Here is a 13,768-nt window from a genome sequence, read left to right as displayed (position 1 = left end):
AATTTTGGTTGTGCTTCTTGCATTAAAGCATCGTATGTATTACTTTCATATGTTGGCTTTTATCTATTTCTATCTATTCTATCGAATATATTTTTACTTCCAATGCCAAGTGTTAATTACTATATAATATACTATATGGTAATTGAGTTCTTTATAGTGAGTATATTGTGAAAATTAAGTTTATTCTTGCTCTGTTTATTATTACTTGGTTGACCCTTGTTGTAAGAGTTTTTTTTCTTGCAGTTGAATCAAACACTTATTATAAAAGACTTTCTCATTCTAACACTATTAAAATTGAGCAAATAACACCAGTAAGAGGTGAGATAGTAGATAGAAACAACAGACCTATTGCAATAAATAAACTTGGCTTTAAAATACAGCTTCGCCCGCATCTGAGATTAGAAAAAAGTATTGATAAGTTTACTGAAGAGATAGACAATATAGTAAAGCTTCTTCCTAATTTAAAAAAAGAGAAGCTTGTTAAAAACTATATAAAAAAAGATTCATACTACTATCATAACTATATAGATGTTGTACACTTTATCTCCTATGAGGATATAATGCCGGTTTACTCCGTTCTTAGCCTAAGAGAAAATGTAAATATTGTCCCAGCTCCTAAGAGATACTACCCATATGGGGAAATTGGTGCACACGCCATTGGTTATGTATCTCGTGCAAATATAAAAGATATTAAAGATGACAAACTACTAGAGCTAATCGGATATACAGGTAAATCAGGCATAGAGAAGTACTATAACACATATCTTCAAGGTGAAGCAGGCCAAAGAGAGATAAAAGTAAATGCTAATAACCAGGAAATAGAAGAGTTATCAAACGTAAGCGCTGATGAAGATAGAAAACTTACTTTAAACCTAGATATTGAGTTTCAAAAGTATGTATCATCACTGTTTGATAAAAAAGCCGGTGCAGTAATTGTAATGAATGTTGATGGGGCTATTCTTTCTGCTAGTAGTTTTCCAGAATATAGTTTAAACACTTTTGTATCGGGTATCTCTCACAAAGTCTGGGATAAACTATCAAACAGCCTCGATAAGCCATTTACAAACAAGCTTGTTAACGGTCTTTATCCTCCTGGATCTTCCATAAAACCAGGTTTGGGTTTACTTTATATCACAACAGATATAGATGAATTTTGGACTGTTGATTGTAGATCTTCTATGCCTCTTGGTAAACGTGTATTTAGATGCTGGAAGGATAATGGACATAGGAAAACAGGTATAGTAAAAGCTATCAGGGAGAGTTGTGATGACTTCTTTTACAAAGGTAGTTTGCAAGTAGGTATAAAGAAGATGAGCGAAGGTCTTATGAGATATGGCCTTGGGAAAAAAACTGGTGTTGACCTACCTAATGAGTTTATTGGTGTTGTTCCATCTCGTAAATGGAAAAGAAAAAAATACAATAGACCTTGGTTTATAGGGGAGACTGTAAATACTTCAATCGGTCAAGGTGATTTTTTAGTTACCCCAATGCAAATTGCTCAGTTTACAGCACTTATTGCTACTTCAAAACTTCCTACTCCTCACCTTGCTAAACTTATAGGCAACAAACCTTACAAGCCTTTAGCAAAAGATGTGCTAAACAAAGATGAGTTAAAAAAACTTCCTCTTATTCAAAAAGCTATGTATGAAGTTTGTAACTATCCAAAAGGTACAGCGACTCAATATGTTAACTCTAAAGTAACAATAGCAGGAAAAACAGGAACAGCTCAAGTGGTTGGAATCATGCAAGACATCGAAACTAGAGAGCTAGAGCATGAGATGGCATACTATAGCCGTTCTCATGCATGGTTTACATCTTATGGTCCATATAAAGATCCTCAGTATGTTGTTATGGTTATGGTTGAGCATGGGGGACACGGTGGATCTGCGGCTGGTGAAATTGTTTCAAAGATATACAACAAGCTCTTAGAGCTTAAGTATATCAAGAAGTAGTTTTAACTAAACAACAGCGTTTTTAATAAAAAGAGCTAGAATAATCAATAAAAAGATTGCTCCAGCTTTGTTGTAGAGTTTATTTGCAAGAATAAACACAAGTGCGATAGATGCTGCTATCATAATAAACATATCAAATTTTGTAGCAAGTAAATCAACAGTAAGTGGATTTACAAGAGAAGCAGCCCCTAAAACCATAGAGAAGTTTGCAACGTTTGATCCGATGATATTTCCTATACTCATCTCTGCGTTTCCTTTTTTTATAGCCACAAGAGAAACAACAAGCTCAGGAAGGGATGTTCCAAGAGAGATAAGAAAGATACCAATAATCCACTCACTAACACCAAAAACTCTCGCTATGTTTGTACCACTCTCTACAACAAAGTTTGCACCACCTATGGTTAAAGCAAATCCAATAGTAAGAAGTAAAATTGTTTTACCCCACTTGAATTTCTCTTTAATAAGTTCATCATCTACTTCTCCGCCTAAATCATCTTTAGAATCGCTGAAAAGAAATACTAGATATGAGACCATTAGTAGCAGGTATAAAAGACCGTCTACTCTATCTATAACACCGTCTTGTACCATTATAAAAAAGATAACAAGTGGAATAATTACCCAAGCACTATCTAGTGCGAAAAGATTTCTTTTTGGATGCATTTTTTTACTTATGAAAAATACTGCACCAAGCACTAAGGTGATGTTAAAAATAACACTTCCAACAACATTCGCAACTGCCATGTCACTTTTCCCTTGTCCTGCAGCCATCATAGATGCAGCCATTTCAGGTAAAGACGTACCAAAAGCAACAAGTGTTGCCCCGATTACAAAATGAGATATGTTAAAATGAAGAGCTATTCTTTCAGACTCTCTAATTATAAAATCTGCTCCAAAAATCAGCGCTGACATTGCAGCTATAAAAATTATAAAATCCATTATTATCCTTGTGTTCTTATTATTAAACTCTTAGGTAAGTTAAACTTTTCTATGAGTTTTGCCTCTTCTTCTCTCATCTCTCCATCATCAACCTCGTGGTCAAATCCTAATAGATGCAGTAATCCGTGAATAAAGAGCAGGGTTAATTCATCATCCTGAGTATGTCCTAATTCCTTAGACATTTCTTCAACATGTCCAGAAGATATAACTATGCTTCCTAATGGACTCATCGGCATATCCTCATATGGGAAGCTTAAAACATCTGTTGGAGCGTCTATATTCCTATGCTCTTTATTAATCTCTTTTATTTCAGCTTTGCTTGTAATTATTAATTCTATCTCTTTGTTTGTGAGTGTTGATGCTATTTTTTCTAAAAAATGCTCGTCTACATTGATAGGGGTTCTGTTATCTAGTTCAATCATGAGTGAATTATATCTAATGAGGCTTATATTTTATAAAAGCAGATATAAAAAAATATCTGCTTTTAGTTTGCGAAGGAGACTAACCTGTTATATTTATGTTTTTTCCCACGCCCGTTTTCTGAGCAGTCACTTCTCTAGATTGCTCATTCGCGCTATCAAGGACCTTTAAGATTTGTTGTTCTTGGACCTCTGTAGCTTTTTTCATAACTTCTACTTGAGCGGAAACTGAACCGCTTCCTGATGAAGATGATACATCCATAATATCTCCTTTATGTGCTTATTTGCCTATTATATACCTAATTTGTTTTAATCTTTATTAAAAATATATGCTAAAATTCTCTCATGGATAAACAAACGAAAAAAGCATTGTGTGTTATGAGTGGTGGTATGGACTCAACTCTTAGCGCATACATGATGAAAAATATTGGCTATGAGATAATAGCTCTGCACTTTAACTACGATCAAAGAACACAAAAAAAAGAACTAGAATGCTTTAATGAAGTATGTAAAGATTTAGAAGTAAAAGAAAAATATATCCTTGATTTAGACTTTTTTAAACAACTTGGAGCATCTGCACTTACAGACAAAAACATAGAGGTTCCAACAGGTGGCATAGAAGAGGGTGTTCCTGTAACTTATGTGCCTTTTAGAAATGGGATATTTTTAAGTATGGCAGCGGCTATAGCTGAAAAAGAGGGAGCGGAGATAATTAGCATCGGTGTTGTTGAAGAGGACAGCAGTGGTTACCCAGATTGTAGGGAGTCATATATAAAGAGTATGGAGCAGTCAATAAATCTAGGTACAAAAGATGAGACAAATATAGAGATTAAAATGCCTTTAGTTCATCTGAAAAAGTCTCAAATTGTTCAAAAATCATTAGATTTAAATGTTCCACTCCATCTTACATGGAGCTGTTACAAAAGTGAAAACAAAGCTTGTGGAGTCTGTGACAGTTGCAGACTTAGACTAAACGGATTTAAACTAGCCGGAGTTAGTGATCCAATTGACTACGAATGAAATAATTTTTAAAGACTTGGATGTTATCCATATTTGCAAACCAAGCTTAAAAAACAGCTATATAAGTGTTAATGAAGAGTCTAAAGTAGTTTTAAAAACTTCAAGAGTCTCTAAATCCTACATAGAAAGCTTACTTCTTGAAAAAGAGAGTTGGATAAGAAAGCAACTCTTTAAGAGAGAACAAAATCCACCCCTGCAGATAAACCTTGAAGATGAAGTTTTACTTTTTGGAGAGGTTTGCAGTGTAGATATAGATGAAGCTTCGCAACTACGAACTCTCTTAAATAGAGTTAGGCAACCAAACCAAAAAAATATTCTCAGATGCTACGATGATTTTTACAAAATATTTTCTCAAAACTATTTAAGTTCTAGAACTGAGTATTACTCTCAAATTATGGGCTTAAAATACAAAGAGATAAAACTAAAGAAGATGAGAAGCAGATGGGGTAGCTGTAGTTCAGATGGAGTTATTACTTTCAACACTCAACTCGTTAAACTAGAAAAAGAGCAGATTGACTATGTAGTAGTACATGAGTTAGCCCACCTGGTACACATGAATCATTCAAAAAAATTTAATGACTTAGTTAATGACTACTTTGCAGACTCTAAAAGAGTCAGAAAAGATATAAAAAATAGACAAAACTTTACTTTTTAGAATCTTCAAAATACTCTTCATGGTACCTACTAGAAGGCGACCATAACATCCAGCCACTTGTGTTGGTGTCATCAGATGCTCTTATCTGCTCATTTACTTCAAACTTTTCATAATGTTTTTTTGTGTGTGCATAGTCCTTGAAGTACTGTAACCATGGTCTTACCCGCTTAGAATCTATGATTGGTTTTATGTTTTTAATGCTTCTGCGTATAACCTCATAAGGGTGTTCTGATGGATATTCAAAGTAAAATGATCCGCTTGCAAATCCTGAAGGATATAGCATCGGAGAGATATAGTCGCTATGCTTTGCAAGAGATTCTACCATCTGTCCTATTCCTATATCATCTTTTTCCCAGCAAATATTTCCATACGTATCAACTGAGATAAATACCCCATATTTTCTAAGCCTGTCTTTAGCTGAGTCTAAAAAGCTCTCTATCGCTATTATGCGATTTTCCTGAGTATTCTCTTTTTTTAGTTTTAGTCCAGTCCTTGCAGGAAACCTGATATAGTCAAAATTGATCTCATCAAATCCGACCTTTGCTGCTTCTTCTGCAATGCGTATAGTATATTCATGACTTCTTTCATCGAAAGGATCTACCCAAGCCATATCATCATGATTTCTCCAGATAGTACCATCTTCTTTTTTAATTGCATAGTCTTCGTTGTTTGAAGCTTGAAGTTCATCCTTAAACACGGTTAACCTAGCAATCATATAGATATTTTTAGACTTCATAACTTCCATAAAGTTTTCTATACTTCCAATAGTTCTATCTTTGTAAGCACCATATTCGTTTGCCTGCTTAAATGAAGTCCTAAACGAAGTAGAGCCATACTCATTTTTCACATCTACAACAAGAGCATTTATTTCTGTATTTTCAATGATATCCAAGATTCTTTTTGTAGTTTTGGAGTAAATATTTGCACCCCAAAAAGTAAGATACAAAGCTTTGATTTTAATAGGTTCTATACCAATAGTAGTGGTGTTAGCATCTGATGTAAATGTGTATGGTCTATATCCATAAGCTTTTACATGATAGTTAGTTTCTTTACTTTGGATAGAAAATGTACCATTTTCATCTGATTTAACGCTTTTTACAGAGTTGCTGATTATTGCCTTTTCTATAGGCATTAGAGTGTTTTTATCAATTACAGTACCTTCAAATGAAGAAAAAAGTAGTGTTTGAAGTAGAGCGGATATAGCAAGTATTTTTTTCAATTATGTTCCCATGATTTATGTTTTTTATTAGAAGCAAATATCATGCCTCTAATACATAAATGGGATTATACTTTATCTCTCATTTAGAAAGTAACGCAGACTTGCATTGCTCCATTCTTTTGATAGCTTTAGGTAGCTTTCTATGGATGCATAAACTCTTTTAAAGTCTTCATTTTGAGAGCTAAGGTCGGCTATAACATCTTGTAGTGCCTGTTTAGCGGCAACCATGACATCCTCAGGATATTGATATATATTTATATTTAATTCTTGAAGTTTTGCAAGTGCTTTTATATTTTGAGCATGAAATTCAGAAGTCATATTTGAATTCATCTCACTAGATGCTACTTCTATGATGGATTTATGTTCAAAAGCCAATTTACTCCATGAGTGCTTGTTAAATGTAACTTCCAAAATAGAACCAGGCTCATGCCATCCAGAGTAGTAATATGGCGCAACTTTATAAAACCCCATTTTAATATCAAGTGCAGGACCAACCCATTCGGTGGCATCTATAACACCACGCTCTAAAGAGGTATATATTTCTCCTGCAGGAAGCAAAACAGGATTGACTCCCATCCTTGAGAAGACTTCACCGCCAAGACCTGGCATACGCATCTTTAGGCCTTGCATATCTGCAAGTGAGTTTATGGGTTTTCTGTACCATCCACCCATTTGGATGTTAGTGTTTCCGCCCATTAAAGGGTAGAGATTATACTTTGCGTACTGCTCACGCCAAAGTTCTAATCCACCGCCAAAGAGCATCCATGAATTAGTCTCTTCAGATGTGAAACCAAAGGGCATACCAGTGTAGAGTGAAAATGCAGAGTTTTTACCTTTCCAATAGTATGGTCCAGAGTGAAAAGCATCTATCTGACCGCTACTGCAGGCATCAAAAACAGCTAGGGCAGGGACAAGAGTGTTTTTTGGGTAGAGTTTTATCTCCAAAGAACCGCCACTGACATCCTTCACTCTTTGTGCAAACTTTTCAACGCCTGTACCCATAATAGGAAAGTGTGCCGGCCAGCTTGTGGCGAGTTTTATAACAGTTTTTTTATTCCTATTTATATTTACACGTTTTACATTATTGTCATGTTTTTTTGGATGTTTTGAGTAGTCTATGGCTTGACGATTACTCTCGTTACACCCGCCTAAAGCAAGTGCAGCTGAGGCTGTAGTAGCGGTTGTTAAAAAGGCCCTGCGATCCATCTCTAGTAGTCGTCATCTTCTTCGCTATCGTATATAGCAAATTTTAGAGCTTCACAAGCTGCATAAGCAGTCTCTGTTTTTAAAGCATCAAAGCTAATCTCTTTGTCTGCTATATAAGCGCTTAACTCTTCAGTAGTGTCTAAGTTGTAGCATCTTAAAGCAGCGATATCTTCTTTGTTCATCTCTTCATAGCGCTCTAAATAAGATTCTATAGTCTCAGCATCTAGAAGTGAGTTCATATTTTTTTCAAATGGCTCATACTTCTCTCTTACTTCATCTATAGCATCTTCATCTGTTTCATTTAATAGTTTTTCCATCTCTTCATTTATTTCTTTAATAGTTGTCAATATTTTTTCCTTTAATTTTATACTATTTTCTCAGGCATAACTATTATGCCATCTGTGTCTGCGTAGATATAGTCTCCATTTTTAAAACCGATGCCGCCAAAAGATAGATGCACATCTCGCTCAGCCTCCATAGCTGGTATGTACTTTCTAGGACATACACCAAGAGCGTATAGAGCCACTGGAATATCTTTTATCGCAAATGTGTCCCTGATATATCCATTAACGATTATACCAGCGTAATTATTTTTTTGTGCAAATTTCATCAAGTTTTCGCCAACAACAGCAAAATACTCTTCTCTTACATCTACAACTACAACTTTTCCACTTCCATCTTCGTCACGAAGAAGTTTAACAAGCTCTGAATTGTTTTTATCTAGTCTAATTGTTACAACTTCCCCTTGGCATTTATCTACACCACCGTAATTTTTGTACTCTGGGTCAAGTACGAGTGCTTTATCACTATGTTCATCACAAATATCTGCTGTAAAAAAGTTCATTTTTCTTCCTAAAAATCTTTATTGAGTGTATTATAACCTTATTTTTACTTAGAGTATGTCAAACTTTTTGCAAAAAACAAAGGCTTACAATGTCACAAGTGTTAGAATTAACAGACTCTACTTATCCATCTTTTATAGAAAAAATAGATGCAGTTGTATTTATAGACTTTTACAGCGATAGCTGTGCACCTTGTCAAACACTTATGACATACTTACCAAAGATAGCCGAGCACTACAAAGATGAAAAAGTAATCATAGCAAAAGTAAACACCGAAAAAAATCCAAAACTTTCAGCAAAATTCATGATAAAAAGTGTCCCTCTGACAGTTGTAATAGGGGAGGACAAGATGGTAAAAAAAGCAGGTGCTGGACTACTCGCAATAGACAAATACATAAAGACCATAGACAAAGTCCTCGGTAAAGACTTAGGACTTTTTGCTAGACTGTTTGGGTAGTGTCTTAGATAATTATATCTCTTACATATAAAGAATATTAGCGAAAGAAAGTGGAGATTCATTCATTGGGGTGAATGGTAGGGATGTAATCTTATGCATAACGGTTGACTTTAGTAATGATCTAGCATTTACTACTAGGTCTTGCTATGCCTTTGTATTAATTTTTTTGGATTTTGTTTTGTATGAAAGATAGCCAATATCATTATAATATCTTCATATTTTTCATATATTATGATGTATGGAAATTTTTTCATTATAACTTTTTGAGATGTCTTAGTTTCATATTGATATAAATTTGGAGAATTTAGGATATTATTAAATTGTTTGTCAATATGAGATAAAAATCTTTTTTCTAATTTTTGGCTTATCTCAAAGTAATAGTTGAGTGCAATTCTTAAATCATTTTCTGCAAGAGGATGTAGTTTTAAAGTCAAAATTATCTTTCTAAATCACTTTTTATATCATTCCAATCTCGGCCAATAGAGCGATTTTCGTGAAATGAGCTTATTCTAGAGGCAAGCTCTTTCTTTTGTTCTTCACTAAGCTCAGAAGTATTATTTATTTGAGAAAAATCATGTATGTCATTATCAACAATAAACTTCAATGCTTTCATTATTTCATCTTTTGAGCTATTAAAAAACTTTTCAATTTTTGGTTCTTGTATTGATAGCTGTATCATAAATATCTCCTGCATTTTAAATAAGTATTATAACACAAACAAGGTTGTGTATAAATTCTCTCTTCTGACATAACGGTTGAATATAGCCAATAGGTTGCCATTATGTTTATTTAAAAGTTGTTGTCTATCTTTTTTTTAACTTTCTTGAAAGTTTTAGTTTCATCAATTTGATATTTAGACAACTGTATAGTCGCTTTTTTTGAAATCTTCCAATCCATTCATTAGATTTTCAACAAGCTCTTTATCTTCTAAAATTTCAGTCATTTCATCTTTTTCTACAAACTGTGATGAAGTTAGGTATTGCATTGTCGCAAACTCTATGAAATTAGAAATATTTCTTCCTTGTCCTTCTGCAGCAAGTTTTATCATATCATAGATAGAATCGTCAACTCTCATTGTAACTGTTTTCATACATAATCCTTTTGAATATTTATATATCTAGTTATATTCAATTTGTCAATTTTTTGTATTATCAGATAACGTTTAAACTCACCAATATGAACCACATACGCGGTTCATATTGGTGTGCAGAGCTTTGTTATACGTCTCCTGCCTGTTGTAATTTAAGTGCTGTTTTGATGAGAGATTCAGTGTCACTAATATGCACGATATCAGAAAGGTCGCCGATGCGAAGCTCCAATGGACTTGTTGCATTCTTTTGTTTTAATGCAAGTCTCCATTCAAATTGCCAAGAATACTCAGAAAATTTATTGAATATACTTAGCCTATTATGATGTTCCATTCTTTCAACATATGTAATTTTTTTTCCTACGATAAACTCATCTTCTGCAGAATATAAGGATGAATTACTCTCAATTGATTTTTTCACTCTACTAAAGAACGTAGTGATATTATTACCACCAATAAACACCGCCTTATTACCTAATTTTAAGAACTCACTAGATAAATATAAGCCTGTTTGTCCTGCATCTAGAATATCTTTATCACTAAGTATTGTCATACAATAGATATTAATGTCACCCTGATGTTCTGCTCTCAAATCTACCTTATCTACAATATCTTCAAGAATATGTCCGTTGAGTTCTAATGTAGTGTTTTCTGACAAATAACTCGCAATTAAACCTTCATTTGAATCACCCCTTAATCCTAAGTCTGCATTTTCGTATTCTCTAAAAATACGAATATTATTCATGAAAAGAAGCCCTTCATTAACAAAAGAATCTACATATTGTTCATCTATAAACTTAATTAAAACACGATTCCTATTTTCTGGACTAATCACTGTTACCTTCTTTATGCATATAACTATTTATTAAATGAAGATTTTACCCTAATTAACTAGAAACTCACAAATTAAATCAACACCTTAAAATATCCCTTAAACCCAAGTATATTTTATAAACCCACCTAACCAAACTTTTACAAGATTTTTGATATCCTTAGAAAATCAAAATAATAGGTATTAAATTATATGAAAGTAGTAACAGGCGTAGTCGGGAACGACATACATGTTGTAGCAAACAGATTGATAGAACTTTCGCTAAATGCAAGAGGATTTGAGGTGTTTAACTTAGGTGTAAATACTTACCTAGAAGAGTTCTTTGATGCAGTCGTGGAAACAGGAGCGGATATACTCCTTATATCCTCTCTAAATGGAGAGGCTGAGGGTTGGAGCAGAGAGATTAAACTGCTAAAATCAAAATATAAAAATTTAGATAATCTTGTGATGATGATTGGTGGAAACTTAGTTGTTGGAAGTGCAAGCGCTGAAGATATTGTTCCAAAGTATAAAAAATACGGCTTTGATTTAGTTTTTCATCAAGTTGATTTAAATACAGGACTTGACACCTTAGAAGAGTTTTTAAAAGAGAGAGATAAATAATGAGTTTGCTCCAAGAAGAGAGAGAAATAATCCTCTCCAATGAGTATGTAGATAACTTTGACTTTGCAGAAGTTGAAGAGTTTGTAAGAAATGCTAGCAAAGACCTATTTATATCTCATAACTTTAAAACAAAAAACAAGATGCTTGTTCAGCCTCGCGGTGGTTTTCCAACGTATAAGAAACAATTTGCTCTAAATGAGTTCTTTGTAGAAGCAAATGTTGATGTTTTGCCTCTTACTATTGACTCAAACACTAGACTAAACGACTACGCAACAGCAAAAAAGATGCTTCGTCTTAGTGAAGAAAATGATATTGACATGCTAAATGGCTATCCTCTGGTTAATCATGGTTACAGAACTACAAGAAAAATGATAACTCACTTCAACAAGCCTGTGAGCCTTCGTCACGGTACTCCAGATGCCAGACTTCTTATAGAGACAGCCATAGCATCTGGTATCTTTGAGATAGAGGGTGGACCTATTACCTACCTTCTACCATACTCAAAGAACTTTCCACTCGATAAAGCTTTCTTGTACTGGAAATATGTTGAGAGAGTTTGTGCAAACTACTCAAAACTAAATGAGCCTATAAACAGAGAATCTTTTGGTCCTCTTACTGCTACTTTAGTACCTCCTGCTATCACTATAGTTATTCAGCTTCTTGAGATGCTACTCTCACTTGAAGAGGGCGTTAAATCGTTCTCTGTTTCATTTTCTCAAACAGGTTCTATGAACCAAGATATCGTAATGGGTGCAGTAATTAGAAAACTCTCAAAATATTATGCCGAATCAATAAACTGTGGAGATGCAACTATAAATCTTGTTTATCATCAGTGGATGGGAGCTTTTCCGACTAACAAAGATTTTGCAGAACAGCTTATCAATATGTCTACTGTTATTGCAGCTATGGTCGGTGCAAATAAAATCATCACAAAAACAAGAGAAGAAGCCTCTGGAATACCTACAAAAGAAGCAAATGCAAAAACTGTTGCAAACACTCAGTACACTCTTGGCATCTTAAACGGTCTGCCAAACATAGTGGATGAGGAAGAAGAAGAGATATTAACACTTGAAGTTCATGCTATCATGGAAGCGGTGTTTAACGACCCTGCTGATACTCTATGGAGAAAGGTTTTTAACTCTATTAAAAGTGGAATCATAGATGTGCCGTTTTCTCCGCACATCATTAACCGTAACGAAATGATAACTATACGAGATGCAAAGAAAAACATACGAATCATAAAAAGAGGAAATGTTCCTATTCCTGATCGTTGTTTTCTTTATGAAAAAGCTCAGTGTGACTTAACTAAAGACACTACAAGCATCGTAAATGATATTATCCATGATATAGGGATTATGCAATGAGCAACTTATTAATAGACGTTGGAAGTACATATTTTAAAGTCTCTACCGATTCAAGTATTGAGCAGCATCTAAGAGACTTCAACAAAGATATTTTAGATGACCTGACATATAAATGCGGCGAAACTATCCATAGTTATGACAAAAGTGATGTATATATATGTTCTTCTGCCAATGGTGGCTTAAGCACCTTAATCATAGGAGTAACAAACCTGTTCTCACTTAAGTATGCTACAAATATAGCCTTTAACTCTGGTATAAACATCATAGACACAGTTTTGTATCAAAACATCGAAGATTACTCAATTCCAAGTGATTTGATTGATGTAGTCATAGTAGTTGGAGGGATTAACTCTACTTCAAATATATTTGGTGAAAAACTATATAGTTACTTAGAGAAGTTAAAGTACTCAAACATTGTATTTGTAGGCAGTGAAAAAGAGGCTCCTGCATTAAAAGAAAAAATTGAAAATCTTGTAGTATTGCCTAATATTATTGATGATAGACTTCATATTGTTGAAGACAACCTCAAAGAGTACCTAACAAACCTTTATCAGGCTGATATTGTAGGCAAAGAGGGCATTAAGAACCTCTACAACATTACTTCTAACCAGATATACTCAACGCCTTACATCGTAAATAAGACTCTTCCTATGATTCATACGAAGTTTGCAGTTGTAAATCCATATATTCTCATAGATATCGGTGGTGCAACAACTGATATACACTACTCAAAAGATTTAGTTGATGATAATATTGTTACTGAGAATGAGTATGACAGACTGGTATTTAAAAAACTAGGTGTTTATAAGTCAAAAGAGTCTCTAATCTTCGCTGCACAAAATAATGAGTTTACTTATGAACTTTTAACGCATCTAAAAGTTACAGAGAATATATTTGAAGAGCAGAGTCAAAAAGCAACCAAGACTCTGATGCAACTCGCTATTTTTCTTGTTTTATGCAAGATGTCTCATTACAAGCAGTCATATATAAACCTAAAACTGCTCTCTATTAACTCTATAGTGCTAACAGGTGGTATTACAAAGGTTTTATCAGCTAGCGAGATTGAAGATATCATCTCGTTTTTTTACAAAAAAATACTAAACTCAAACCACAATCCAGCAACTATCCTAGATACTAACTACGATATCTGGACTCTTGGGGCAAAAGGAAATTAAA

The 13,768-nt window shown here is 34.0% G+C and carries 18 protein-coding genes; 7 read left to right on the top strand and 11 right to left on the bottom strand.

Annotated features, from left to right (window positions below; all coding sequences use genetic code 11):
- Positions 1–167: 167 nt before the first annotated feature.
- Complete coding sequence (mrdA, locus tag ACLHDE_RS07245; RefSeq protein ID WP_415395754.1) at positions 168–1,952, top strand: penicillin-binding protein 2; 1,785 nt, start codon at positions 168–170, stop codon at positions 1,950–1,952.
- A 6-nt stretch (positions 1,953–1,958) separates the two neighbouring features.
- On the opposite strand, the gene ACLHDE_RS07240 is transcribed toward mrdA, so the two are convergent.
- The 3 genes from ACLHDE_RS07240 to ACLHDE_RS07230 all read right to left on the bottom strand — a co-directional run bounded on the left by ACLHDE_RS07240 (position 1,959) and on the right by ACLHDE_RS07230 (position 3,569).
- Positions 1,959–2,888, bottom strand: a complete 930-nt coding sequence (locus tag ACLHDE_RS07240) for a calcium/sodium antiporter (RefSeq protein ID WP_415395753.1) — start codon at positions 2,886–2,888, stop codon at positions 1,959–1,961.
- A 2-nt stretch (positions 2,889–2,890) separates the two neighbouring features.
- On the bottom strand, positions 2,891–3,310 hold the full coding sequence (ybeY, locus tag ACLHDE_RS07235; RefSeq protein WP_415395752.1) for an rRNA maturation RNase YbeY: 420 nt from the start codon (positions 3,308–3,310) through the stop codon (positions 2,891–2,893).
- Positions 3,311–3,389: 79 nt separating this feature from the next.
- Positions 3,390–3,569, bottom strand: coding sequence for a hypothetical protein (locus ACLHDE_RS07230; protein WP_415395751.1), 180 nt, complete (start codon positions 3,567–3,569; stop codon positions 3,390–3,392).
- An 83-nt stretch (positions 3,570–3,652) separates the two neighbouring features.
- Between ACLHDE_RS07230 and queC the strand changes: the two genes are divergently transcribed.
- Together queC and ACLHDE_RS07220 are read left to right on the top strand one after the other, a co-directional pair.
- Positions 3,653–4,327, top strand: coding sequence for a 7-cyano-7-deazaguanine synthase QueC (queC, locus tag ACLHDE_RS07225; protein WP_415395750.1), 675 nt, complete (start codon positions 3,653–3,655; stop codon positions 4,325–4,327).
- Positions 4,314–4,982: a M48 family metallopeptidase gene (locus ACLHDE_RS07220; RefSeq protein ID WP_415395749.1), complete on the top strand. Its 669-nt coding sequence runs from the start codon at positions 4,314–4,316 to the stop codon at positions 4,980–4,982. The genes queC and ACLHDE_RS07220 overlap by 14 nt, the downstream gene beginning before the upstream one ends.
- Here the strand turns inward: ACLHDE_RS07220 and ACLHDE_RS07215 are convergent.
- The 4 genes from ACLHDE_RS07215 to rraA all read right to left on the bottom strand — a co-directional run bounded on the left by ACLHDE_RS07215 (position 4,972) and on the right by rraA (position 8,251).
- Entirely contained in the window at positions 4,972–6,201 is a 1,230-nt protein-coding gene (locus tag ACLHDE_RS07215; RefSeq protein ID WP_415395748.1) for a putative glycoside hydrolase, read from the bottom strand. The genes ACLHDE_RS07220 and ACLHDE_RS07215 overlap by 11 nt on opposite strands.
- Before the next feature lie 72 nt (positions 6,202–6,273).
- Entirely contained in the window at positions 6,274–7,407 is a 1,134-nt protein-coding gene (locus ACLHDE_RS07210; protein WP_415395747.1) for a TRAP transporter substrate-binding protein, read from the bottom strand.
- A 2-nt stretch (positions 7,408–7,409) separates the two neighbouring features.
- Positions 7,410–7,754, bottom strand: coding sequence for a hypothetical protein (locus ACLHDE_RS07205; protein ID WP_415395746.1), 345 nt, complete (start codon positions 7,752–7,754; stop codon positions 7,410–7,412).
- 17 nt (positions 7,755–7,771) lie between these two features.
- Positions 7,772–8,251 carry a ribonuclease E activity regulator RraA gene (gene rraA, locus ACLHDE_RS07200; RefSeq protein WP_415395745.1) on the bottom strand — a complete coding sequence of 160 codons (480 nt, stop codon included), beginning with the start codon at positions 8,249–8,251 and terminating at the stop codon, positions 7,772–7,774.
- 89 nt (positions 8,252–8,340) lie between these two features.
- Between rraA and ACLHDE_RS07195 the strand changes: the two genes are divergently transcribed.
- Positions 8,341–8,706: a thioredoxin family protein gene (locus tag ACLHDE_RS07195; RefSeq protein WP_415395744.1), complete on the top strand. Its 366-nt coding sequence runs from the start codon at positions 8,341–8,343 to the stop codon at positions 8,704–8,706.
- Between the two features lie 134 nt (positions 8,707–8,840).
- Here the strand turns inward: ACLHDE_RS07195 and ACLHDE_RS07190 are convergent, their stop codons facing one another.
- From ACLHDE_RS07190 to ACLHDE_RS07175, 4 genes are all read right to left on the bottom strand, one after another.
- Positions 8,841–9,140 (bottom strand): type II toxin-antitoxin system RelE/ParE family toxin, encoded by a 300-nt coding sequence (locus ACLHDE_RS07190; RefSeq protein WP_415395743.1) that lies wholly within the window; start codon positions 9,138–9,140, stop codon positions 8,841–8,843.
- A gap of 2 nt (positions 9,141–9,142) precedes the next feature.
- The gene (locus tag ACLHDE_RS07185) at positions 9,143–9,385 is read right to left on the bottom strand and encodes an addiction module protein (protein ID WP_415395742.1); all 243 of its coding nucleotides are present in this window, start codon (positions 9,383–9,385) and stop codon (positions 9,143–9,145) included.
- 174 nt (positions 9,386–9,559) lie between these two features.
- Positions 9,560–9,796: a CopG family transcriptional regulator gene (locus tag ACLHDE_RS07180; RefSeq protein WP_415395741.1), complete on the bottom strand. Its 237-nt coding sequence runs from the start codon at positions 9,794–9,796 to the stop codon at positions 9,560–9,562.
- A gap of 127 nt (positions 9,797–9,923) precedes the next feature.
- Complete coding sequence (locus tag ACLHDE_RS07175) at positions 9,924–10,628, bottom strand: hypothetical protein (RefSeq protein ID WP_415395740.1); 705 nt, start codon at positions 10,626–10,628, stop codon at positions 9,924–9,926.
- Between the two features lie 189 nt (positions 10,629–10,817).
- Here ACLHDE_RS07175 and glmS point away from each other — a divergent pair, with 189 nt between their 5' ends.
- From glmS to ACLHDE_RS07160, 3 genes are read left to right on the top strand one after another with little or no spacing between them, the layout of a single operon-like run.
- Complete coding sequence (gene glmS, locus ACLHDE_RS07170; protein WP_415395739.1) at positions 10,818–11,228, top strand: methylaspartate mutase subunit S; 411 nt, start codon at positions 10,818–10,820, stop codon at positions 11,226–11,228.
- A complete protein-coding gene (locus tag ACLHDE_RS07165; RefSeq protein ID WP_415395738.1) occupies positions 11,228–12,592 on the top strand; it encodes a methylaspartate mutase in 1,365 nt (454 codons plus the stop codon). The genes glmS and ACLHDE_RS07165 overlap by 1 nt, the downstream gene beginning before the upstream one ends.
- Positions 12,589–13,767 (top strand): glutamate mutase L, encoded by a 1,179-nt coding sequence (locus ACLHDE_RS07160; protein WP_415395737.1) that lies wholly within the window; start codon positions 12,589–12,591, stop codon positions 13,765–13,767. The genes ACLHDE_RS07165 and ACLHDE_RS07160 overlap by 4 nt, the downstream gene beginning before the upstream one ends.
- The last annotated feature ends 1 nt before the right edge of the window (position 13,768 follow it).

The sequence above is a fragment of the Sulfurimonas iocasae genome (assembly GCF_047716755.1).
In the GTDB taxonomy this organism is placed as follows: Bacteria; Campylobacterota; Campylobacteria; order Campylobacterales; family Sulfurimonadaceae; genus Sulfurimonas.
The sequence above is the reverse complement of the archived record's forward strand: the minus strand, read 5'-3'. Positions and strand labels throughout refer to the sequence as shown.